General features: G+C 64.6%; 22 protein-coding genes. 14 read left to right on the plus strand and 8 right to left on the minus strand.

Annotated features, from left to right (window positions below; genetic code table 11):
* The 5 genes from CFE50_RS10635 to CFE50_RS10655 form a co-directional block, all read right to left on the minus strand.
* Positions 1-748: carbohydrate ABC transporter permease (locus tag CFE50_RS10635; protein WP_286733380.1), on the minus strand; the 748-nt coding region annotated here is incomplete at its 3' end.
* A gap of 122 nt (positions 749-870) precedes the next feature.
* Positions 871-2196 carry an ABC transporter substrate-binding protein gene (locus tag CFE50_RS10640; RefSeq protein ID WP_027602667.1) on the minus strand — a complete coding sequence of 442 codons (1326 nt, stop codon included), beginning with the start codon at positions 2194-2196 and terminating at the stop codon, positions 871-873.
* A 215-nt stretch (positions 2197-2411) separates the two neighbouring features.
* Entirely contained in the window at positions 2412-2726 is a 315-nt protein-coding gene (locus CFE50_RS10645; protein ID WP_027602668.1) for a hypothetical protein, read from the minus strand.
* Between the two features lie 143 nt (positions 2727-2869).
* On the minus strand, positions 2870-3115 hold the full coding sequence (locus CFE50_RS10650; protein ID WP_241808102.1) for a hypothetical protein: 246 nt from the start codon (positions 3113-3115) through the stop codon (positions 2870-2872).
* Between the two features lie 152 nt (positions 3116-3267).
* A complete protein-coding gene (locus tag CFE50_RS10655; RefSeq protein WP_241808103.1) occupies positions 3268-3708 on the minus strand; it encodes a hypothetical protein in 441 nt (146 codons plus the stop codon).
* A gap of 305 nt (positions 3709-4013) precedes the next feature.
* On the opposite strand from CFE50_RS10655, the gene CFE50_RS10660 reads away from it, so the two are divergent.
* Complete coding sequence (locus CFE50_RS10660; protein WP_286733386.1) at positions 4014-4823, plus strand: inositol monophosphatase family protein; 810 nt, start codon at positions 4014-4016, stop codon at positions 4821-4823.
* A gap of 48 nt (positions 4824-4871) precedes the next feature.
* On the plus strand, positions 4872-5258 hold the full coding sequence (locus CFE50_RS10665; protein ID WP_286733388.1) for a DUF1090 domain-containing protein: 387 nt from the start codon (positions 4872-4874) through the stop codon (positions 5256-5258).
* Positions 5259-5264: 6 nt separating this feature from the next.
* Here the strand turns inward: CFE50_RS10665 and CFE50_RS10670 are convergent, their stop codons facing one another.
* Positions 5265-5831 (minus strand): histidine phosphatase family protein, encoded by a 567-nt coding sequence (locus CFE50_RS10670; protein ID WP_286733390.1) that lies wholly within the window; start codon positions 5829-5831, stop codon positions 5265-5267.
* Between the two features lie 267 nt (positions 5832-6098).
* On the opposite strand from CFE50_RS10670, the gene CFE50_RS10675 reads away from it, so the two are divergent.
* The 6 genes from CFE50_RS10675 to CFE50_RS22815 all read left to right on the plus strand — a co-directional run bounded on the left by CFE50_RS10675 (position 6099) and on the right by CFE50_RS22815 (position 13729).
* On the plus strand, positions 6099-6548 hold the full coding sequence (locus CFE50_RS10675) for a FecR family protein (protein WP_241808107.1): 450 nt from the start codon (positions 6099-6101) through the stop codon (positions 6546-6548).
* A complete protein-coding gene (locus tag CFE50_RS10680) occupies positions 6545-7177 on the plus strand; it encodes an OmpA family protein (protein ID WP_286733393.1) in 633 nt (210 codons plus the stop codon). Before CFE50_RS10675 ends, CFE50_RS10680 begins: the two co-directional genes overlap by 4 nt.
* 10 nt (positions 7178-7187) lie before the next feature.
* Positions 7188-9185, plus strand: coding sequence for a CHASE2 domain-containing protein (locus tag CFE50_RS10685; RefSeq protein ID WP_286733394.1), 1998 nt, complete (start codon positions 7188-7190; stop codon positions 9183-9185).
* Between the two features lie 389 nt (positions 9186-9574).
* The gene (locus tag CFE50_RS10690; RefSeq protein ID WP_286733395.1) at positions 9575-11977 is read left to right on the plus strand and encodes a TonB-dependent siderophore receptor; all 2403 of its coding nucleotides are present in this window, start codon (positions 9575-9577) and stop codon (positions 11975-11977) included.
* An 84-nt stretch (positions 11978-12061) separates the two neighbouring features.
* A complete protein-coding gene (locus tag CFE50_RS10695) occupies positions 12062-12562 on the plus strand; it encodes a GNAT family N-acetyltransferase (RefSeq protein ID WP_286733396.1) in 501 nt (166 codons plus the stop codon).
* Positions 12563-12664: 102 nt separating this feature from the next.
* On the plus strand, positions 12665-13729 hold the full coding sequence (locus CFE50_RS22815) for a hypothetical protein (protein ID WP_502694697.1): 1065 nt from the start codon (positions 12665-12667) through the stop codon (positions 13727-13729).
* 1 nt (position 13730) lies between these two features.
* Here the strand turns inward: CFE50_RS22815 and CFE50_RS10705 are convergent, their stop codons facing one another.
* Together CFE50_RS10705 and ppsR are read right to left on the minus strand one after the other, a co-directional pair.
* A complete protein-coding gene (locus tag CFE50_RS10705) occupies positions 13731-14360 on the minus strand; it encodes a LysE family translocator (RefSeq protein ID WP_027596959.1) in 630 nt (209 codons plus the stop codon).
* Positions 14361-14409: 49 nt separating this feature from the next.
* Positions 14410-15228 carry a posphoenolpyruvate synthetase regulatory kinase/phosphorylase PpsR gene (gene ppsR / locus CFE50_RS10710; protein WP_007159264.1) on the minus strand — a complete coding sequence of 273 codons (819 nt, stop codon included), beginning with the start codon at positions 15226-15228 and terminating at the stop codon, positions 14410-14412.
* 126 nt (positions 15229-15354) lie between these two features.
* Here ppsR and ppsA point away from each other — a divergent pair, with 126 nt between their 5' ends.
* From ppsA to CFE50_RS10740, 6 genes are all read left to right on the plus strand, one after another.
* On the plus strand, positions 15355-17724 hold the full coding sequence (ppsA, locus tag CFE50_RS10715; RefSeq protein ID WP_007159263.1) for a phosphoenolpyruvate synthase: 2370 nt from the start codon (positions 15355-15357) through the stop codon (positions 17722-17724).
* Between the two features lie 153 nt (positions 17725-17877).
* Positions 17878-18879, plus strand: a complete 1002-nt coding sequence (cmaX, locus tag CFE50_RS10720) for a divalent cation transporter CmaX (protein ID WP_074584430.1) — start codon at positions 17878-17880, stop codon at positions 18877-18879.
* 48 nt (positions 18880-18927) lie between these two features.
* Positions 18928-19191: a CrfX protein gene (locus CFE50_RS10725; RefSeq protein ID WP_286733400.1), complete on the plus strand. Its 264-nt coding sequence runs from the start codon at positions 18928-18930 to the stop codon at positions 19189-19191.
* Positions 19192-20016 carry a mechanosensitive ion channel family protein gene (locus tag CFE50_RS10730; RefSeq protein WP_027596957.1) on the plus strand — a complete coding sequence of 275 codons (825 nt, stop codon included), beginning with the start codon at positions 19192-19194 and terminating at the stop codon, positions 20014-20016.
* A 55-nt stretch (positions 20017-20071) separates the two neighbouring features.
* Entirely contained in the window at positions 20072-20656 is a 585-nt protein-coding gene (gene sigX, locus CFE50_RS10735) for an RNA polymerase sigma factor SigX (RefSeq protein ID WP_007159259.1), read from the plus strand.
* 100 nt (positions 20657-20756) lie between these two features.
* Positions 20757-21812 (plus strand): OmpA family protein, encoded by a 1056-nt coding sequence (locus CFE50_RS10740; protein WP_007159258.1) that lies wholly within the window; start codon positions 20757-20759, stop codon positions 21810-21812.
* Positions 21813-21943: the final 131 nt, after the last annotated feature.

Raw genomic sequence — 21943 nt, forward strand, 5'->3', positions numbered from 1 at the left:
AGATCTCGGCGAACACCGACAGCAGGAAGATCGTCTCGATCATCACCACCACGGCGATGGGACGCGCCAGGTGCGGCAGGGTCAGGTGCCAGAAGATGGCGACCGGACCGGCGCCGTCCAGGCGGGCCGCTTCCTTCTGCTCCTGATCCAGCGACTGCATGGCGGTCATCAGGATGAGGATGGCGAAAGGCAGCCACTGCCAGGACACGATCAGGATGATCGACAGCAGCGGGTGGGTGGCCAGCCAGTCCACCGGGGTGGCGCCGAACAGTTTCCAGACCGCGGCGAGGATGCCGGAGACCGGATGGAAGATCAGGTTCTTCCAGATCAGGGCGCTGACCGTGGGCATGATGAAGAAGGGCGAGATCAGCAGGACGCGGACGATGCCGCGGCCGAAGAATTCGCTGGCCTCCAGCAGCGCCGAGATCAGCACGCCAAAGACCACGCTGATCAGCAGCACGCTCCCCACCAGCAGCAGGGTGTTGGTCATGCCGGGCCAGAAGCCGGCATCGGTGACGAAGTATTCGAAGTTTTCCAGGCCGACGAAGGCGTGCTCGCCAGGATAGAGCAGGTTGTAGCGGATCAGCGAGAACCAGATGGTCATGCCCAGGGGCACCAGCATCCACACCAGCAGCAGGGCCACCGAAGGACTGATCAGGAACCAGCCGGGACCGGCGCGACGGCGTTGACGACGGGCGGGAGCGGCAGGGGATTCGACGACGGGCGTCTTGAGGGTGGAGGTCTGCATGGCGATGCTCCGCAAGGCAGTGGGCCGTGACGAGGCACTGGCGTCTCGCGACGCCAGCGACGGATCAGGCAGGGAAAGCCGCTAGGCCGGGATCCACGCGGTGCGGACCCCGGGCTCCAGCGCTACTTGGGATAGCCGGCGCGCTTCATTTCCCGGGCGGTGGACTGCTGCGCCGCCTGCAGGGCCTGCTCGACCGACATCTGCCCGGTGAGGGCCGCGGCGAACAGCTTGCCCACCGAGGTGCCGATGGCCTGGAACTCGGGGATGGTCACGTACTGGATGCCCACGTAGGGCACCGGCTTGGCCGAGGGATGGGCCGGGTCGGCGTGCTGCAGCATGTCCAGCGAGACCTTGGCGAAGGGCGCCGCGTCCATGTAGGCCTGGCTGTAGGTGGACTTGCGGGTGCCCGGCGGCACGTTGGCGATGCCGTCAGTGTCCGCGACCAGCTTGGCGTAGTCCTTGGAGGTGGCCCAGGTCACGAAGGTCTTGGCGGCGTCCTTGTGCTTGGAGGAGGTGGGGATACCCAGCGACCAGGCATACAGCCAGGACGAACCCTTGTCGGTGACCTCGCGCGGCGAGCCGGCGAAGCCGACGCTGTCGGCGACCTTGCTCTGGCTCTTGTCCATGGTGAAGGAGCCGGCGACGCTGGCATCGACCCAGATGGCGCACTTGCCGCTGTTGAACAGCGCCAGGTTTTCGTTGAAGCCGTTGCTGGAGGCGCCGGGCGGACCGTACTTCTTCATATTGGTGACGTAGTAGTTGGCCGCCGCGGTCCACTCCGGACCGGTGAATTCCGGTTGCCACTTCTCGTCGAACCAGCGCGCGCCGAAGGCGTTGGCCATGGTGGTGACCAGGGCCATGTTCTCGCCCCAGCCGGCCTTGCCTCTCAGACAGAGACCGTATTGGTCCTTGTCCGGCTGGTGCAGCTTGCCGGCGAATTCGGCGATCTGGGTCCAGGTGGGCTGAGCGGGCATGGTCAGGCCGGCCTGCTGGAACAGATCCTTGCGGTAGTAGGTGATGGAGCTTTCGGCATAGAAGGGCAGCGCATAGAGGGTGCCCTTGACCGACAGGCCTTCGCGAACCGACGGGAAGAGGTCGTCCAGGTCGTAGTTGGCGGGCAGGTCCTTCATGGGCTCCAGCCAATTCTGGGCGCCCCAGAGGCCGGTCTCGTACATGCCGATGGTCAGGACGTCGAACTGGCCACCCTGGGTGGCGATGTCGGTGGTCAGGCGCTGGCGCAGCACGTTTTCTTCGAGCACCACCCAGTTGAGCTTGATGTCGGGATGCTGGTCTTCGAAGGTTTTGGACAGCCGCTGCATGCGGATCATGTCGCTGTTGTTGACGGTGGCGATGGTGACCGTTTCGGCGGCCTGGAGGGCCAGCGAGAAGGTCAGGCCTGCAGAGAGGGTAACAGCGGACAATAAAAGCGCTTTTGGTGTTGTTTTCATCTTGCACTCCGCGTCCTGTGCAACTGCAGCAGACGCTTTTCTTGTTGTTGTAACCCACCACCCGGCCGGCTGTGACGGCCTTTGCAGCGGAAGCCACGGACCGATTACAGCCCGTTGCCGCCCGGGAAACAAATGCTGGAAGACACCAAAATCGGTATTTTTTTGCACATCCCTGCAGGGCTGCGCGGGACCGCCGCCACGGCCAGGGGCTCTGCCTAGAGGCTTTCCGCCTTGACCTTGGTGATGCCGTCTTCGCGATAAAGCTGCAAGGTTCCGGGCGTGGATTCGATCACCCGTTCGTTTTCGATGAGAAAGGAATAGACCGGCGTCGCGCTGCCCGGCGCGCGCAGGTTGCGGTATTCGTAGACCATCAGGCGATCGAGCTGCGCGACCCGCTGGGGTGCGCCGAAACTCTGCCGGAGCTGTTCCTGGGTACGGCCGCCGAATTGCGACGGATCGGCCGGGGGCGGGGTGGGAGCCGAGCTGCAGGCCGATAGGGCGGCGAACAGGAGAAAGGACAGGCGTTTCATGACGGCTCCGCGTGCAGGTTGAAAGGGCAGAGGAGTTGAGCTGCCCGTAGAACCAGACGGACCTGCAAAAAAGCGATTCATTCCCCGGGCGGTATCAAAAAGCATACGAAAGGGAAGCCATCCGTCGACATCAATCTAACGGACTAGAATACCCAGCGTTGCTCTTGAGCAAAGGTCTGATGTTCATTCAGCCAACGAGCGCTATTGACTGGCTGCCGACTGTTACGCAGTTGGGCGTCAATCTTGGTAGGGATGGCATCAGTACTCAAAAGGGGGACCTGAAGGGTGAGGTCCGCCAGTTTGAGCGGGGGTATCGCGGGGAGGGGGGCGGCTTCGCCATTGAAGGCGACAAAGGTCACGATGACGCTGGCCAGAATACGAATTCCCATTCCTTGGGTCTCCTGGTAGATCCGAAGCGCGAATCTACCATTCCACTGCCTATTTGGTTCCCGGTTAGTCTGACGTTAAAGCGCAATTGTGATCCTGTTCGTCATCCTGCATGCGAGCGGATCACACCTCTGGCAAGGCAAGGGCGCGTGGCTCAGGCGACGGGTACCGCGTCGTGGTGCTTGGCCGCCAGATAGGCGAACAGCGGCGGACAATCCGACACCAGGCTGACCAGGGTCTGGCCGGCGGCGGGCTCTTGTCGCAACAGCACCTTTTCACCCCGTGCATTGAGATAGAGGGTGTATTCGGGGGTACTGGACTGGGCCATGAATCCCTCGCCCATCAGCGCGCTGCCCAGCGCCATCCGCTGCGGCAGGTTGCACAGGCCCTGCCACTGGAAGGCGCGGATTCCAAGGTTCTCCAGGGTTTCGGCGACGGCGCAGTCGATGCTCAGCGGCGGATGATCGAACAGCGGAAATTCGCGCGATAGCAACTCGAGGTGCCGCTCCAGACATTCGAAATGCTGTCTGGGAATCAGTCGCCGCAACTGCTGCAGCTGACCATTGCCGTGGAATAGCGAAGTTTGTGCGGTCATGGCGTCCTCCCGGTACAACGAGCACTCAACTGTTCTGACGGCGGCGGGCGGATTTGGTGCGGTCCGCCGCTGCATTTCGCTGTCCTGAATGCCAATACCCGACAGCCTGCGCTGCCGAGATGACACGACCATGACCAGAGGCTTCTAGTCGGACCTTTGCCGGAATCGGCAGGATTTGGCCAGCGGACGGCCGCGGCCTGACCGCCGGGGTCAGTGGCAATGGCGCAGACGGGCAAGACCGCGACTATTCTTTTCCGCAGGCGGAACTGGCACCCTGGCGCCTTTTCCCCGTTCCAGGAGCGCCCATGACCGCCATCGTCCCCGCCATCGCTGAACGCTACCGTGCTGTCCAGGACATCGCCCGGGAGGCGGCGCAGCTCGGCCTCGACTTCTATCGTCGGCGCGCGGCGCTGCAGGTGGACCACAAGGGCAGCGATCTGCAGGACGTGGTGAGCATCGCCGACAAGACGCTGGAGGACCTCATCCGGCTGCGACTGAGCGAGCGCTTTCCGGAAGATGGTCTGCTGGGCGAGGAGGGCGGTGCTACCGATCTCTCGGCGCCCTACCTCTGGGTCATAGATCCCATCGACGGCACCGCACCCTTTCTCAACGGCCTGCACAACTGGTGCGTGTCCATCGGCCTGATGCACGAGGGCGAGCCCTTGCTCGGCGCCATCATGGATCCGAATCACGACGAACTCTTCCATGGCCTGCGCGGGCACGGCGCCTTCGTCAACGACCAGCCGCTGCGCGTCCATGCGGCCACCGAGATCCGCCAGGGGCTGACCGGACTGGGCACTACCCACAGACGCGGCAAGGAACACTTCCTGCCGTTCGTGGCCGGTCTGCTGGCCGAAGGCGGGCAATTCTTCCGCAATGGCTCGGGCGCGCTGATGACCGCCTACGTCGCCGCCGGCCGGCTGATCGGCTACTACGAGACCCTGATCCATGGCTGGGACTGTCTCGCGGGCCTGGTCCTGATCCGCGAGGCGGGTGGTCGCCACAATGCCTTCCTGCGCAACGACGGCCTGGTCAATGGCAATCCCCTGCTGGTGGCAGCGCCCGGGGTCTACGACCAGCTCGCCGCGCTGGTCGGGCCGTCGCTGGACGGTTGAGCGAAACGGCCCGGAAGCTCTCGCCTTTCAATGCTCAGAGGAATGCCGATGAAAAATCGAACCAGGACAGTGCTGTTTGCGACCACCCTGTTGCTGCCCGGCCTGGCTGTGGCAGCCGACGGAGGCTGCGCGGCGAAGCGCCCGACGCTGGAGCGGCAGATCGCCCAGGCGCAGGCGCAGGCGCAAGGCGATGCAGGGCGGCTGGCCGGGTTGCGGCGGGCTCTTACCGCGGTGCAGGCGCATTGCACCGACGCCGGCCTGCGTCAGCAGCGGCTGGACGTCATCCAGGCCCGGAGCCGCGAGGTGGCCGAGCGCGAGCGGGACCTGCGCAGCGCCCAGGCCAAGGGCGACGCCGACAAGATCCGGGTGCGGAGCAAAAAGCTGGCCGAGGCGCGCCGTGAACTGGAAGAGGCCCGCGCCAAGGCGAACCGCTGATCGAGCTCAGCGTCTCTCTTTGCGATAGATACTCGGCTTCCAGTAGTCCTTGAGCAGCAGATGCAGCGGCCCGCGCCAGCCGCGCTTGCGCAACTGCCAGGCGATCAGCACGTTCATGATGCCGTGCCCCAGCAGCAGCACCGAACCATGGCGTTCGGCCAGTTCGATGAGGCGATCGGCCGCCTGGCCGGCGCGTATTGATGAGCTGCCGATGGACTCGGTATGGGCGGCGAAGCCCAGGAACCAGGCGGATCTGAACAGCAGTCGCCAGGCCTTGACCGGCAGGCGCGGCGCATTCAGCTCCAGATAGGGTAGATGGGCTTCGGCGTAGCGGTCATCGACCGGGCTGCCGGAGCATCCCAGCAGGTATTCGAGCGAGCGCACGCAACGGCCGAGGGGGCTGCTCACCACATAGCCCGCTTCCTGCGCCAGTCGCCGCGTCTCTGCAGGCTCCAGACCTGCGGGCACTGGGGCCTTCTGGTAGCGCGCGACCCAGTCCTTCATCTCCCTAGGGGTGCAGTGGGCTTTGCTGGAAAGATCGGGTTTGCCGTGACGCACCAGAATGATCTGCATGAAAAGGTAACCTGGGAAAGATGCTCACTAGACCACTGCCGGTGCCGTTCGTCTCGCTGAGTCGTGATGGCATGAATGGTGGCCAGTTGCCATTCGTACTACTTTGCGTGCCGCCTGGCTTGTTTATCTGGTAGAAGGTGATTGGGTTCACGAGTCTGGAGCCCTGACCGCTGCGCAGCAGGCCGCTTCAGGATGCCATCCGAGATCCTGTCGGCAATCCGTCGTCCCAGAGACGGCCACGCCCTTCCATCCAGGGACCAGGAACGCATGAAGACAACACTGTTCGCATTGGCGCTGCTCGGGCTGCAGCTGCTGGGATCTCCGCAAGTCATGGCCGCGGAAGAGGCGCACGTGGCCCTGATCAAGAGCGTCTCGGGCAACGTCAAGGTGCTGCGGCAGACCGCCAGCCTGGACGCCCAGGCCGGTACTACCCTGCAGGTGGCCGATCGCCTACAGGCCGGCCCGGACGCCACTGCGGCCATCGTCTTTCTCGACGGTACCCTGCTCACCCTGGGTAACGGCGCCGACGTGCAATTGCGTGACTATCTCTTCGAACCCAAGCGTAGTCGGTACGGCTTCTCGCTGTACCTGACCAAGGGCTCCGCCATCTATTCGTCTGGCAAGATCGGCAAGGTCGCACCCGACACGGTCAAGATCGAAACGCCGACCGCCACTATCGGCGTGCGCGGCACCCGCTTCCTGGTGCAGGCCCAATGAGTGCCCTGGTCGCTGTCGCGTCCCCTGGCCGTCTGCTGCTGAGCGTGCTGCTGTACGCGCTGCTGCTGGGCGGCTGTGCCAGCCCTCCGCCACCGCAGACAAGAGTCATCCTGATGCCCGATGAAGACGGTCATGTCGGCGCCGTTTCGGTGACCAGCGCGGCGGGTCGCCAAGCCATCGACCAGGGTTTCGCCGAGGTCACGGTGGCCGGCCCTGGGCAGGCGCCGGCCCCTGTGCAGGCGGTGGCCCAACCCCTTTTCGAGCAGCAGCATCGGCAGGTACTGGCGGCACAGCCGTCGCCGCCCAAGACCTTCATCCTCAACTTCCTCTCCGACAGCATGGAGCTCACGCCGCAGTCCAAGGCGCTCCTGCCCGAGGTGCTGGAAACGGCCCGGCAGCGCATCCCCACCGAGATTTCGGTATTCGGCCATGCGGACGGCTCAGGTGCGCCTTCCTACAACCTCGACCTCTCGGGGCAGCGTGCCCGCAAGGTGGCCGGTCTGCTGCAGCGACTCGATCCCAAGTTGCGCATCAACGTCGAATTCTTCGGCGATACCGTGCCCCTGGTACCGACCCGTCCCGGCAAGTCCGAGCCGCGCAATCGGCGTGTCGAAATCCTGATTCTCTAGGGTCGCGGGCATGAACTCCGTTGCGACCCTGCTGCGCCGGGGCGCGCCCTGGATGTTCCTGGTCAGCCTGGGCCTGTCGCTGGCCTTCGGCCTCGCCGCGCTGTTGCAATGGCCGCCGCTGCAATACCTCGATCGCCTGGCCTACGACCAGCTCAGCCGCCTGGCGGCCAGCAACGAGGACGCCCGCGACGTCCAGGTGGTCAGCATCGACGAAGCCAGCCTTGCGGCGCTGGGGCAGTGGCCCTGGCCGCGCTATCGGGTGGCCCAGCTGCTCTCCCGGATCGCCGAGGCCGAGCCGGCGGCGATCGCCGTGGACGTCCTGTTCAGCGAGCCGGACCGTACCTCGCTCAAGGCCCTGCAACAGAGTTTCCAGGACGACTTCGGCATGCACCTGAGCTTTTCCGGTGTGCCGCCGGAGTTGCAGGACAACGACGGCTATCTCGGCTACGTCATGGGGCAGACGGGCGCCGTCGGCGCCCATTTCTTTTTCCTCGATCTGCAGCAACCCGTCGCGGCTGGGCTACGGCCAGGGGTGGGCTTCAGCGGCGCCCTCGACGCCCTCAGGCTGCCCGAGGCCAGCGGCGCGCTGGACAGTGTGGCTCCCATCGCCAGCCAGACGCGCTTCAGCGGCTTCATCAACAGCCAGCGGGACAGCGACGGCATCCTGCGGCGCGTACCCCTGCTGCTCAGCTATAAGGGCATCATCCATCCGAGTCTGGCGCTGGCCGCCACCCTGCGCGCCCTGGGGCTGAACGAGGGCGTGGTGGAGACCGGCCTGGCGGGTCCGGTGCTGCGGCTTGGCGAGCACCGCCTGCCGCTCGACCGCGAAGGCCAGGCGCTGCTGCGGCTGCACGGCGCGGCCGAGCACTATCCGGAGGTCTCGGCCGTGGCGGTGCTCAGCGGCGCGGTGGCACCGGCCACGCTCAAGGGTAAGGTGGTCTTCGTCGGCGTCTCGGCGGCAGGTTTCAACGACCTGCACGCGACGGCGCTGGGGCAGACCTTTTCCGGCGTCAGGCTGCAGGCGGCCCTGACCCAGGACCTGCTGGACGACGCCCTGGTACGGGTCCCTCAGTTTTCCGGCGTGCTGCAACTGGCGTTGTGCCTGCTGGGCGGTCTGCTGCTGTCCGCCGGCTTCTTCTTCAACCGCAGCCAGCGGCGCTTCGTCCTGCTGGCGGCGGCCTCGATCGTCCTGCCGCAGCTGCTGGGCGCCTGGCTGTTCGTTCGCCATGACGTCTTCCTGCCGCTGGCCGCGCCCCTGGTACTGGTTGCGCTGCTCGCGGCCCTGGCGTTGGTCACGCGGATCATCCTGGCGCGCCAGCACGAAGAGCGCTGGCGGCGGCAACTGGAACGCTCGCGCCAGGTCACCATCGAGTCCATGGCGGCGGTGGCCGAAACCCGGGATCCCGAGACCGGTGCCCATATCAAGCGCACTCAGCACTATGTTCGCGCCATCGCCGAAGAGCTGCGCCGTGCCGGCCAGGCGCCGGAATTGCTCACGCCGGATTACATCAAGCTGCTGTTCCTGTCCGCGCCCCTGCACGACATCGGCAAGGTCGGGGTGCCGGATGCCATCCTGCTCAAGCCCGGGAGGCTGACGCCGGAGGAGATGCAGGTGATGCAGCGGCATGCCGAATTCGGTCGGCAGATCATCCTCAGTACGGCCAGCCATCTGGAGGATGACAACTTCCTGGCCCTGGCTGCCGAGATCGCCAGCACCCACCACGAGAAGTGGGATGGCAGCGGCTATCCCAACGGACTGTCCGGTACCGGCATCCCGCTGGCGGGGCGGATCATGGCGGTGGCCGATATCTACGACGCCCTGATCAGCCGGCGCTGCTACAAGGAGCCGTTCAGCCACGAAGACTCGCTGCAGATGATGCGCGAGATGCGCGGGAGCACCTTCGATCCCCTGGTGCTAGACGCCTTCCTGGCCATCGAGCCGCAGATCTGCGCCATCGCCCAGCGCTTTCACGATGAAGGGGTGGGCGGGACCCGGCGTCTGGTTTGAATCCTTCCTCTTCCTGCCGCCTCGCTCCTCAATCCCTGGTGCCTTCTTCCTCTCGCCGGCATCCAGCTCGTCATCCGGCTGGTTTGCCTACTGCTGCACAAGGCGGGAAGAGCAGCCGCTCATTTCTTGAAACATTCCCTCGAAAATCGGCGAATCAGAGCGATGGAAGGCTGGCGTCTGCAAATCCCCGTCCTTGACGGCTTCGTGCGGGCAAAGCATGAGTTTGCGGTCGCTTATGATATTAATTTGCATTTACAGATGCATCCGGGTTGCATAGCCTGCGTTCCGCCGCGCAAGACGGCATCGGATACCGGTCCCTGGAAAATCTCCAGCGAGTCCTTACGTGGGGTACGGACGGGTCGGTGTTTCCCTAGAGGACGACCAACGACATGCAGCTCTTCTCCCTTCGCCTCATCGCGCTTTCCGTTTCCCTGGGCGTGGCGACCCTCGCCCAGGCCGCTCCCGTGGCGCTGTCGCAACCGGCGCAGCCGCTGGCCGATGCCTTGCAGAGCTTCGCGCGCGCCAGCGGCCTCCAGGTGAATTACGATCCCGCCGCCCTGGTGGGCAAGCGGGCGCCGGCACTGGCGGGGCGGATGGAGCCGGATGTCGCCCTGCAGCGCCTGCTGGCGGGCAGCGGCCTGGCGGCCTCGGTCAGCGGCTCGGTCGCGACCGTCGCCCCGGTGGCCACCCAGGCCGCGGCCGGCAGCGTGGCCCTGGATGCCACCACCATCAGCGCGGACGATGGCTCCCTGACGGGCCGGACGACCACCGAAGGGACCCGCTCCTACACCACCGGCGCCATGAGCACCTCCACCGGCCTGCCGCTGTCCATCCGCGAAACGCCCCAGTCGGTGAGCGTCATCACCCGGCAGCGCATGGAAGACCAGGGCATGACCGATCTCAACGATGTGGTCCGCTACGCCCCGGGCGTGACGCTGAACAAGTTCGGCGGCGACCGCCAGGAATTCCTCTCCCGCGGCTTCCGCATCGACAACATCATGTACGACGGCCTGCCCACCACGGCCGGGACCTTCACCCTCGACACCCTGTCCTCGGCCGACCTGTCCATCTACGACCGGGTGGAGGTGGTGCGTGGCGCCACTGGCCTGATGACCGGCGCCGGCGATCCTTCGGCCACCCTCAATCTGGTGCGCAAGCGCCCGACCGCCTTCCCTCAGGTCAGCGTCACCACCAGCGCCGGCAGCTGGGACCGCTACCGTACCGAGGTCGACGCCTCCAACAAGCTCAACGAAGCCGGCACCCTGCGCGGTCGCGTCGTAGCCGCCTACGAAGACGGCAACAGCTTCCAGGACGTACGCGAGCGCAAGCGCCAGACCTTCTATGGCGTCCTCGAAGCGGATCTCAGCGACGCCACCACCTGGACCATCGGCGCGTCCAAGCAGCGTGAAGACAAGACCTCCGACTGGGGCAGCCTGCCCAGCGGTCCCAACGGCGAAAACCTGCACCTGTCGCGTTCCACCTTCCTGAGCGGCGACTGGGCCTACTGGGATCAGGACAACTACACCCTGTTCTCGGACATCACCCACACCTTCGACAACGGCTGGAAGGCCAAGCTGGCGGCGCAGCAGGTCTGGGCGAATTCGGATACCTATTCCAACTACGTCACCACCCTGCCGAGCAACAACTACGCCTACAACACGGTGGCCGATCTCGGTACCGCGTCCGGTGCCTACCGTACCGATTCCGACCAGCTCAACATCGACGCCTCGGTCAGTGGTCCCTTCCAGTTGCTGGGTCGCGAGCACGAATTGATGGCCGGGGTGAGTCGCCGTCAGGAGAAGTTCTATCAGCGTGGCGGCTACTCGGGTGCTACACCGATCGATATCTACAACTTCCGCCCCAGCAGCATCCCCAAGCCGGCCAAGGACAGCCTGACGCCCTATGCCAGCAAGAACACCACGACCGAAGAGGCGATCTACGCGGCGGCGCGCTTCAACCCCATAGACCCGCTGCACGTCATCGTCGGCGGCCGGGTCAGCTGGTATGACTTCGACAATCTCTACAGCGATGATGATTACAAGGCGACGCGTGAATTCACGCCCTATGCCGGCATCATCTACGATCTGAACGACACCTATTCGGTCTACGCCAGCTACACCGATATCTTCAAACCGCAGAGCCAGCAGAACACCGGTAACTCCGTGCTCGCGCCCATGACCGGCAAGAGCTACGAGATTGGCCTGAAGGGCGCCTATTTCGACGGTGCCCTGAATGCCTCCGTAGCGCTCTTCGAGACCATTCAGGAGGGCCGCGCCTATGAGCTGTCCCCGCAGCCGATCGAGTGCACCCGGCAGAGCCGTACCTGCTACGACACCGCCGGCGAAGTACGCAGCCGTGGCATCGATGCAGAGATCTCCGGGCAATTGGCGCCCAACTGGCAGGCGTCGGCGGCCTATACCCTGGTGCTGAGCGAGTACACCAAGGATCTGATCTACGAAGACCGCCGCTTCGCTCCGGAGCAGCCCAAGCATCTGTTTAAGGCTGCCACCAGCTATCAACTGACCGGGGATCTGAGCAAGTGGCGCATCGGTGCTGATGTGCTGGCACAGAGCGAGACCTTCAAGCGGGTGGGTAACGGCGAGGCCAAGCAGGACAGCTATTCTGTGGTCGGCCTGATGGCGGGCTACCGCTTCAACGACCACTGGGATGGCCGCGTCAACTTCAACAACATCTTCGACGAGAAGTACTGGCAGGGCATTCCCAGCGGCACGGGTTTCGGCACCTACGGCGATCCCCGCAACGTCATGCTCAGCCTGAAGTGGACGCTGTAACCGGCGCGTGACGCCTGCGCTTCGCCCTTGTCCGGACCCCCGGACCTGGGCGAAGCTGCGGACTTCCGCCAAGGAGTGCCGCCCATGTCCAGTTCCACCGTCCATCTGGAACGCTATGCCGACCGCCATGCCGAGGGCCTCGCTGCCCTCTATGGCGATCCGGCCGTGGCGCGGCAGGTGCTGCAGATACCCTATCAGAGCGCCGAACAATGGCGGCAGCGTCTGAGCGGCGAACGCGAAGGGCGGATAGGACTGGTCGCCCTGCAGCAGGGGCGGGTGGTGGGCAGCGCCAGTCTCGAACAGCAGCAGCGCATTCGCCGCCAGCACTGTGGCACCCTTGGCATGGGCGTGGCCCTGGATTGCCAGGGGCAGGGCATAGGCACCCAGCTGCTGACGGCCCTGCTCGACCTCGCCGACAACTGGATGAATCTGCAGCGGGTCGAGTTGACCGTCTTCAGCGACAACGAGCCAGCCCTGGCGCTCTATCGCAAGCTGGGTTTCGAAGAGGAAGGGCTGCTGCGTCGCTATGCCCTGCGCGATGGGGTGTTCGTCGACGCCTACAGCATGGCGCGCTTCAAACCCTGATAGCGGTGTATGAGAGAAACTTGAGTTCATCACAAGAAACCTGAGTTTGTTTCATGGTTCATGCGCGACGACAATCTCCATCCTGTCAGGTGGAGGTGTGCAATGGTCAAGATTCATTCCCAGGGTTCCGCGCGGCGCGCGCAACAGGGTGACGCGTCCCTGGCGACGCTGGCGTCTCTCGACGATTGCGACCGGACCGCCCTGATCGCCCAGGGGCGCCAGCAGCGTCAGCAGGCTTGGCGCGCCCAGCAGGCCGCGGGTTGTGAGTGGCTCGCGGTAGGCGACTTCGGCTGGGGCGATCGGGTTCTGGCGCATTCGTATCTGGTCGGCGCCGCCGCTCGCACCGAGGCGGCAGACGATCATCTATTCGCCGGTCCCTGTCAGGTCCCGGTATTCACCGCGGACCAGTCCTTTGCCATCGGCTGGGAGCAGTTGTTCGACGAGGTCGCCGAGGCCCAGGCGCTCGGTCTGGTGGCCAAGCCGGTGATCCTCGGACCCCTGAGCTATCTATGGCTCGGTCGCTCGCTCGATCCGGCCTTCGACCGCCTCGAATTGCTGGAAGCGCTGCTACCGGTCTATGGCGAAATCTTCGCGCGGTTGGCCGCCCAGGGCGTGGAATGGGTCCAGCTCGATGAGCCTCTGCTGACGCTGGAACTGCCGCTGGCCTGGCGCACCGCCTTCGAGAGGGCCTACAACCTGCTGCAACGCGAACCGCTGAAGAAGCTGCTGGGTGTGCGTCAGGGCGAGTTGCTCGACAACCTGGGGCTGGCTGCCGGTCTGCCGGTGGAGGGGCTGCATGTCGACTGGCCGCGGTCGGTTCAGGCCCAGCAGGGGCTGCTCGATCGGCTGCCGGCCTACAAGACGCTGTCGCTGGGTCTGGTGGAAGACGCCGAAGCCCGGCCGATCGGCCAGCAGCGGCGGCTGCAATTCGCCCGTCAGGTCGGCGAGCGCTTGCAGGAACGCCTCTGGCTGTCGCCCGCGGCCTTTTCCGGAGCTGTCGACACGATCCAGGCCGCGGCACTGACTGCCGAATTCAACACCCTGGTGCGAACCGCACGCCAGGCCGGGGTGGACACGTCGCTAGCGCCCAGGGAACAGCCCTGGTCGGCGATCGAAGCGGCCCTGGCCAAGCTGGGCGCCGCCCAGTCCGGTCTGGTGTCGTCCTGAATCAGCGGTGGGCGGTCAGCAACAGACCGCCTGCGCCGGCAAAGAAGGCCCCGGTGGCCTGATTGAGCCGGCGCACCCCACGGGGTCCGCGGATGAAGCGGCGGATCTGGCGGCCGAACAGGCCATAGATCACGGCCGCGACCAGCTCCGCGAACAGATGGGTGCCACCCAGGTAGACGAATTGCTGGGTCGTCGGCTGAGTGGGATCGATGAACTGCGGAAAGACCGCGGCGAACAGCAGGATCGCCTTGGGATTGCTGATGCCGATGAGGAATTCCTGCAGCATCAGCCGGTGCAGCGCCCGCGGTTGCGCCGCGCCGGTCTCGGCCAGGTCCAGGCCGTCGAAGGCCCGGCTGCGCCAGCTCTTCACGCCCAGGTAGAGCAGGTAGAGCGCGCCGACCCACTTGATGACGGTAAAGGCCGTCTCCGAAGCCAGCAGCATGGCGCCCAGGCCCACCGCCGAAATCACCAGGAAGATCACGAAGGCCACGTCGCGCCCCAGGGCTGCCAGTCCCGCCGTCACCGCGCCATGGCGGATGCCGTTGCCGAGCGAGCAGAAGTTGTTGGGGCCGGGGGTCAGGGCGATGAGCAGGGCGACCGGAAAGAACAGCAGGGCATCGACGAGGTTCATGGCGGTCGCCTGGTGCGCCGCACGGGCGCCGAAGAGGAGGGGAGGCCGACTATTTAAACCGTCTTTCCACGCCTTTCTCCACCAGAATCTTCGCCGAGATTTCCTCCACGGAAAAATGCGTGGTGTTGATGAAGGAGATGTTCTCGCGGCGGAACAGGCTCTCCACCTCGCGCAGTTCGAATTCGCACTGGGCGAAGCTCGCATAGCGACTGTTGGGCCGACGCTCGTGGCGGATCGCCGCCAGGCGCTCGGCGTCGATGGTCAGGCCGAACAGCTTGTCCTTGTAGGTCTTCAGCGAGGCAGGCAGCTGGAGGCGCTCCATGTCCTCTTCGGTCAGCGGATAGTTCGCCGCGCGGATGCCGTATTGCAGCGCCATATAGAGGCAGGTGGGCGTCTTGCCGCAGCGCGAGACCCCGACCAGGATCAGATCGGCCTGCGCATAGTGGGTCGTGCGGGCGCCGTCGTCGTTTTCGAGTGCGAAATTGACGGCCTCGATCCGCTCCATGTAGTGACTATTGTGCATGATCGAATGTGACTTCCCTACCGAATACGAAGATTCGGCGGAAAGTTCCCTTTCGAGCGGGGATAAAAACGTGGAGAAGATGTCGATCATGAACCCGTTCGACTGGTCCAGAATGGCCCGGATGTCACGGTTGACGATGGTATCGAAGATGATGGGTCGCGCACCGTCCTGGACGGCGGCGGCATTGATCTGCTGTACCATCGCCCTGGCCTTGTCCAGCGTATCCACGTAGGGGCGGGTGACCTTTCTGAAGGTGATGTCCCCGAACTGGGCCAGGAGGCTCTGACCGAGGGTTTCGGCCGTGATGCCGGTACCGTCGGAAATGAAAAAGGCGGTTCGTTGCATGGAGGGACGTCCTGGTGGCGTACGGGGCAGGGATCGCTGCACTGTAACCTACCGCCGTCCACTGTCCATGGGGCGAGCGCCGAGGCGTACTGCTTTCCCACAAAGACACAAGATGGAGAGAAGACCTTGGACGAGTATGTAATTTCACTGGAACAGCTTGGCGTGCACGACGTCGAGCGCGTGGGCGGCAAGAACGCATCCCTCGGCGAGATGATCGCCAACCTGGCCGGCGCGGGCGTCTCCGTACCCGGCGGGTTCGCCACTACGGCCCAGGCCTATCGCGACTTCCTCGAGCAGAGCGGCCTGAACGATCGCATTCACGCGGCCCTCGACGCGCTGGATGTCGACGACGTCGTCGCCCTGGCCAAGACCGGCGCCCAAATCCGCCAGTGGGTCATGGACGCGCCTTTCCCCGAGCGCCTGGACGCCGAGATCCGCCGGGCCTTCGCCGAGATCTCGGCGGGCAACCCCAATCTCGCCGTGGCCGTGCGCTCCTCGGCGACCGCCGAAGACCTGCCGGATGCCTCCTTTGCCGGCCAGCAGGAAACCTTCCTCAACATCCGCGGCGTCGACAACGTCATTCGCGCGGCCAAGGAAGTCTTCGCCTCCCTCTTCAATGACCGCGCCATCGCCTACCGCGTCCACCAGGGCTTCGATCACAAGCTGGTCGCCCTGTCCGCCGGCGTGCAGCGCATGGTGCGTTCCGAGACCGGCGCCGCCGGCGTGCTCTTTACCCTGGACACCGAATCCGGCTTCCGCGACGCGGTCTTCGTCACCGCCGCCTACGGTCTCGGCGAGACCGTGGTGCAGGGCGCGGTCAACCCGGACGAATTCTATGTTCACAAGCCCACCCTGGAAGCCGGTCGCCCGGCCATCCTCAGGCGCAATCTGGGCAGCAAGGCCATCAAGATGGTCTATGGCGAAGAAGCCAAGGCCGGTCGCTCCGTGCGCACCGTCGATGTCGAGCCGGCGGATCGCGCGCGTTTCTCCATCACCGACGCCGAGGTCACCGAACTGGCCAAGCAGGCGCTGATCATCGAGCGCCACTATGGTCGCCCGATGGACATCGAGTGGGCCAAGGACGGTGACGACGGCAAGCTCTACATCGTCCAGGCCCGTCCCGAGACCGTGAAGAGCCGCGCCAGCGCCACCGTCATGGAGCGCTACCTGCTCAAGGACAAGGGCCAGGTGCTGGTGGAAGGCCGCGCCATCGGCCAGCGCATCGGCGCCGGCAAGGTCAAGATCATCCGCGACGTCAGCGAGATGGATCGCGTCCAGCCCGGTGACGTACTGGTCTCCGACATGACCGATCCCGACTGGGAGCCGGTGATGAAGCGCGCCAGCGCCATCGTCACCAACCGCGGCGGTCGTACCTGCCACGCCGCCATCATCGCCCGCGAGCTGGGCATTCCGGCGGTGGTCGGCTGCGGCAACGCCACCAGCCTGCTCAAGGATGGCCAGACCGTCACCGTCTCCTGCGCCGAGGGCGACACCGGCCTGATCTACGAAGGCGAGCTGGACTTCGACATCCGCCAGAGCTCGGTGGATGCCATGCCCGAGCTGCCGTTCAAGATCATGATGAACGTCGGCAACCCCGACCGTGCCTTCGACTTCGCCCAGCTGCCCAACGCCGGCGTGGGTCTGGCACGCCTGGAATTCATCATCAACCGCATGATCGGCGTGCACCCCAAGGCGCTGCTCAACTACGACAGCCTGCCCTTCGAGGTTAAGGAGAGCGTCGACAAGCGCATCGCCGGCTACTCGGATCCGGTCGGCTTCTATGTCGAGAAGCTGGTGGAGGGGGTCTCCACCCTGGCCGCCGCCTTCTGGCCGAAAAAGGTCATCGTGCGCCTGTCGGACTTCAAGTCCAACGAATACGCCAACCTCATCGGCGGCAAGCTCTACGAACCCGAGGAAGAGAACCCCATGCTGGGCTTCCGCGGCGCTTCCCGCTACATCAGCGAGAACTTCCGCGACTGCTTCGAGCTGGAATGCCGCGCCATGAAAAAGGTGCGCGAGGAGATGGGCCTGACCAACGTCGAGCTCATGGTGCCCTTCGTGCGCACCCTGGACGAGGCGGCGCGGGTGGTCGAGCTGCTTGGCGAGAACGGTCTCAAGCGCGGCGAGAACGACCTGCGCGTGATCATGATGTGCGAACTGCCCTCCAACGCCCTGCTGGCGGACGAATTCCTCGAGCACTTCGACGGCTTCTCCATCGGCTCCAACGACCTGACCCAGCTCACCCTGGGCCTGGATCGCGACTCCGGCATCATCGCCCACCTGTTCGACGAGCGTAATCCGGCGGTCAAGAAGCTGCTGGCCAATGCCATCGCCGCCTGCAACCGGGCCGGCAAGTACATCGGCATCTGCGGCCAGGGTCCTTCGGATCATCCGGATCTGGCCAAGTGGCTGATGGAACAGGGCATCGAGAGCGTCTCGCTCAACCCCGACTCCGTGCTCGACACCTGGTTCTTCCTGGCCGAAGGCAACGCCTGAGGCCAGGGATCGCCCCGCCGGCCAGCGGCGGGGTGATCCTTTCCAGGATTAATCCCTCTCATTCCCCACGAAGGTAGCGCCTGCGCCCTGTCTCGGGCCACCTTCGCCGGATCGCCTGGCCACCGTGGTCGCGATCCCTGCAAGAGACCCCAGATGCAGCAGTACGACAGCGATGTGGAACAAGGCCTCATCTATGGCTATCTCCTCGATGGTCGCGGTGGCGGACGACGCCTGAGTCGTCGCGAGCTGGCGGAGGTGGAGCCGAGCCCGAGCGAGGTGCTCTGGCTGCACTGGGACCGTAGCGTCCCCGAAGCCCAGGCCTGGCTTCGCCAATCCAGCGGCCTGAGCGAATTCGCCTGTGACCTGCTGCTGGAAGAGGCGACCCGCCCGCGCCTGGTCAATCAGCCCGACGACAGCCTGCTGCTGTTCCTGCGCGGGGTGAATCTGAATCCCGGCGCCGTGCCCGAGGACATGGTGTCGCTGCGGGTCTTCGTCGACAAACGTCGGGTGATCTCCCTGCGCATGCGACCCATGAAGGCCGCCGCCGAGGTCCAGGAGGACCTGGAGGCGGGCATCGGTGCCCAGAGTGCCGAAGACCTGGTGCTCTACCTCGCCAGCTACATGACCAGTCGGGTCGACGACCTGGTACGTGGTCTCTCCGATCAGCTCGACGGCCTCGAGGAACAGGTCGACCAGGACGAGGGCAGCCTGCCCGATCACGCCCAGGTGCTGACCCTCCGGCGCCGCGCGACCGGGCTGCGCCGGTACCTGGCTCCGCAGCGCGACATCTATGGCGATCTCGCCCGCGGCAAGCCCGCCTGGTTCGTCGAGGCGGCCAGCCAGGGCTACTGGAGCGAATTGCACAACAGCCTGGTGCGCAACCTGGAAGAACTCGAGGTGATGCGCGAGCGGGTCGCGCTGCTGCAGGACGCCGAGCAGCGGGCGACTACCGAAAAGACCAATCGCACCCTCTATCTGCTGGCCATCATCACCGGCTTCTTCCTGCCCATCAGCTTCATCACCGGTCTGCTCGGGATGAACATGGGTGGCATGCCGGGTTCGTCATCCGCCTTCGGCTTTGTGGCCGCCTGCCTGGTGATCGGCGCGGTGGCGGTCTTCCAGGTCTGGCTGTTCCGTCGACTGCGCTGGCTGTGACCCGTCCCCACCTCGCTGCGTCAAGAGGAAACGACCAGCGAGGTGCTTATGCACGATCCCTTCGAAGCGTCCCTCAAGGCGCTCCTCAATACCCCGGCCAATGCTCAGGACGAGGAGGGCGACGACCAGGCCCGCTTGCATCGCGTGCTCAAGACCGCCAACCGTCAGGTTGGCGCGGGTGCGCTGTTCGATCTGATCGGACGGCATTGGGCCTCGGCGCTGCTGCTGGCACTGGGCAATGGCGCCCCTCACCTGAAGCCGCGCACGCGCCGTACCACGCGTCGCGAATCTCTCCCGGAGATCCTGAAGTAGATGGAATTCGATATCTGGACCCAGAGTCTGCTGTCCGCCATGACCACCCTGTGGAGCAAGGTGGCCGGCTTCATTCCCAACGTCTTCGGCGCCCTGGTGGTGATCCTCGCCGGCTTCGCCGTCGCCAAGATTCTCGACACCGTGCTGTCGAAGGTCCTCGCCAAGCTCGGCTTGGATCGCGTTCTCGCCGGAGCCGGGGTGACCAAGCAACTGGCCAAGATCGGCATCCGCATGCCGGTCACCACTCTGATCGGCCGGATCGTCTACTGGTTCGTCCTGCTGGTGTTCCTGGTCTCGGCCGCCGAGTCCCTGGGCCTGCAGCGCGTGTCCTCGACCCTGGACGTCATGGCGCTCTATGTGCCCAAGATCTTTGGCGCCGCCCTGGTGCTCATCGTCGGCGTGCTGCTGGCGCAACTGGTCAGCGGTCTGGTGCATGGCGCCGCCGAAGGCGTCGGCTTGGATTACGCGGCCGGCCTGGGGCGGCTGGCCCAGGGGCTGGTCATCATCATTTCGATCTCGGTCGCGGTCGGTCAGCTGGAGATCAAGACCGAACTGCTGAACCTGGTCATCGCCATCGTGCTCACCGCCTTCGCCCTGGCGGCGGCCCTGGCCCTGGGGCTCGGCAGCCGTGGACTGGTGTCGCAGATCCTGGCCGGCATCTATGTGCGCGAACTCTATGAAGTCGGCCAGTGGGTGACCCTGGCGGACGTCGAAGGCGAGATCGAGGAAATCGGCACCGCCAAGACTCTTATCATGACCGAAGAGGGCGATATCGTTTCTGTCCCGAACCGTCTATTGCTGGAGGCCCAGGTGCGCAGCCGCTGACAGGCGCCGCGGAGATGGCTATCATGCCCGCCACTTTTTGGTAGCCAACTCCGTCTTGAACAAGCCTGCCCCTCATGCCTACGACCCGACCACGCTCAGTGACGAAGAGCTGGTCCAGCGCGCGCATGGTGAACTCTTCCACGTGACGCGAGCCTACGAAGAACTGATGCGCCGTTACCAGCGCACCCTGTTCAACGTCTGTGCCCGCTACCTGGGGAACGACCGGGACGCAGACGATGTCTGCCAGGAGATCATGCTGAAGGTGCTTTACGGTTTGAAGAATTTCGAGGGGAAATCGAAATTCAAGACCTGGCTGTACAGCATCACCTACAACGAGTGCATCACTCAGTACCGCAAGGAACGCCGCAAGCGGCGGTTGGTGGAGGCATTAAGTCTGGATCCGATGGAGGAAGCCTCCGAGGAAAGGGCGCCGAAGCTGGAAGAAAAGGGAGGGATGGATCGCTGGCTGGTCCATGTGGGTCAGGTCGATCGGGAGATCCTGGTGCTGCGCTTCGTCGCAGAGCTGGAGTTCCAGGAGATCGCCGACATCATGCACATGGGTCTCAGCGCCACCAAGATGCGATACAAGCGGGCACTCGACAAACTGCGTGACAAGTTCGCAGCTGAAGTTGAGGGCTGACCGGATGTGTCAGCCGTAAGTTTTTGAACTTCACGAAAACTTGTTGTCGAAGCCTCCGGAGATTGCCGGAATTAGTACCACTAAAATGGGGATACAAAGGATGAAACTGAAGAGCACCTTGGGCGTCGTGATCGGCTCCCTGCTGGCAAGCGCCTCGCTGAGCGCCCTGGCACAAGGTCAAGGCGCCGTCGAGACCGAGCTGTTCGGCAGCCGTCTGTTCACCGACAGCCAGCGCAACATGACCAACGCTGACCTGTACGGCGGTTCCGTTGGCTACTTCCTGACCGACGACGTTGAGCTGGCGTTGTCCTACGGCGAGTACCACAACGCCCGTGGCGACCACGACCTGGGCCACAAGAACATCAAGGGCAGCCTGGCCGCTCTGGACGCCTACTACCACTTCGGTCAGCCCGGCGTCGGCCTGCGTCCGTACGTATCCGGTGGCTTCGCTCACCAGTCCATCAGCAACCGCGACATCAACGAAGGTGGTCGTGATCACTCCACCTACGCCAACCTGGGTGCCGGCCTGAAGTACTACTTCACCGAGAACCTGTATGCCCGTACCGGCGTACAAGCCAACTACAACATCGACTACGGCGACACCGAGTGGAGCGCTGCTGTAGGTGTTGGTCTGAACTTCGGTGGTTCCACCAAGAAAGAAGTCGCTCCGGCTCCGGCTCCGGCCCCCGTTGCTGACGTCTGCACCGATTCCGACAACGACGGCGTTTGCGACAACGTCGACAAGTGCCCGAACACCCCGGCCAACGTCACCGTTGACGCTACCGGCTGCCCGGCTGCCGCCGAAACCGTTCGCGTCGAGCTGGACGTGAAGTTCGATTTCGACAAGGCCGTGGTCAAGCCCAACAGCTACGCCGACATCAAGAACCTGGCTGACTTCATGCAGCAGTACCCGCAGACCTCGACCACCGTTGAAGGCCATACCGACTCCGTCGGCACCGACGCCTACAACCAGAAGCTGTCCGAGCGTCGTGCCAATGCCGTGCGTAACGTCCTGGTCAACCAGTACGGCGTGCAGGGCAGCCGCGTGAACGCTGTCGGTTACGGTGAGTCCCGCCCGGTTGCTGACAACGCCACCGAAGCCGGTCGCGCCGTCAACCGTCGCGTAGAAGCCGAAGTCGAAGCTCAGGCCAAGTAATCCGCCTGATCCAGACTCCAAAAAAGCCCGCCTAGTGCGGGCTTTTTCATGCTTGGCATTTCTTGCCCGACTCCAACCGGGTGCTGCAGGCATAAAAAAACCCCGCCGAGGCGGGGTTCTTCCTGGCGGAT

The organism is Pseudomonas sp. PGPPP4 (genome assembly GCF_002256045.1).
Classification (GTDB): domain Bacteria; phylum Pseudomonadota; class Gammaproteobacteria; order Pseudomonadales; family Pseudomonadaceae; genus Chryseomonas; species Chryseomonas oryzihabitans.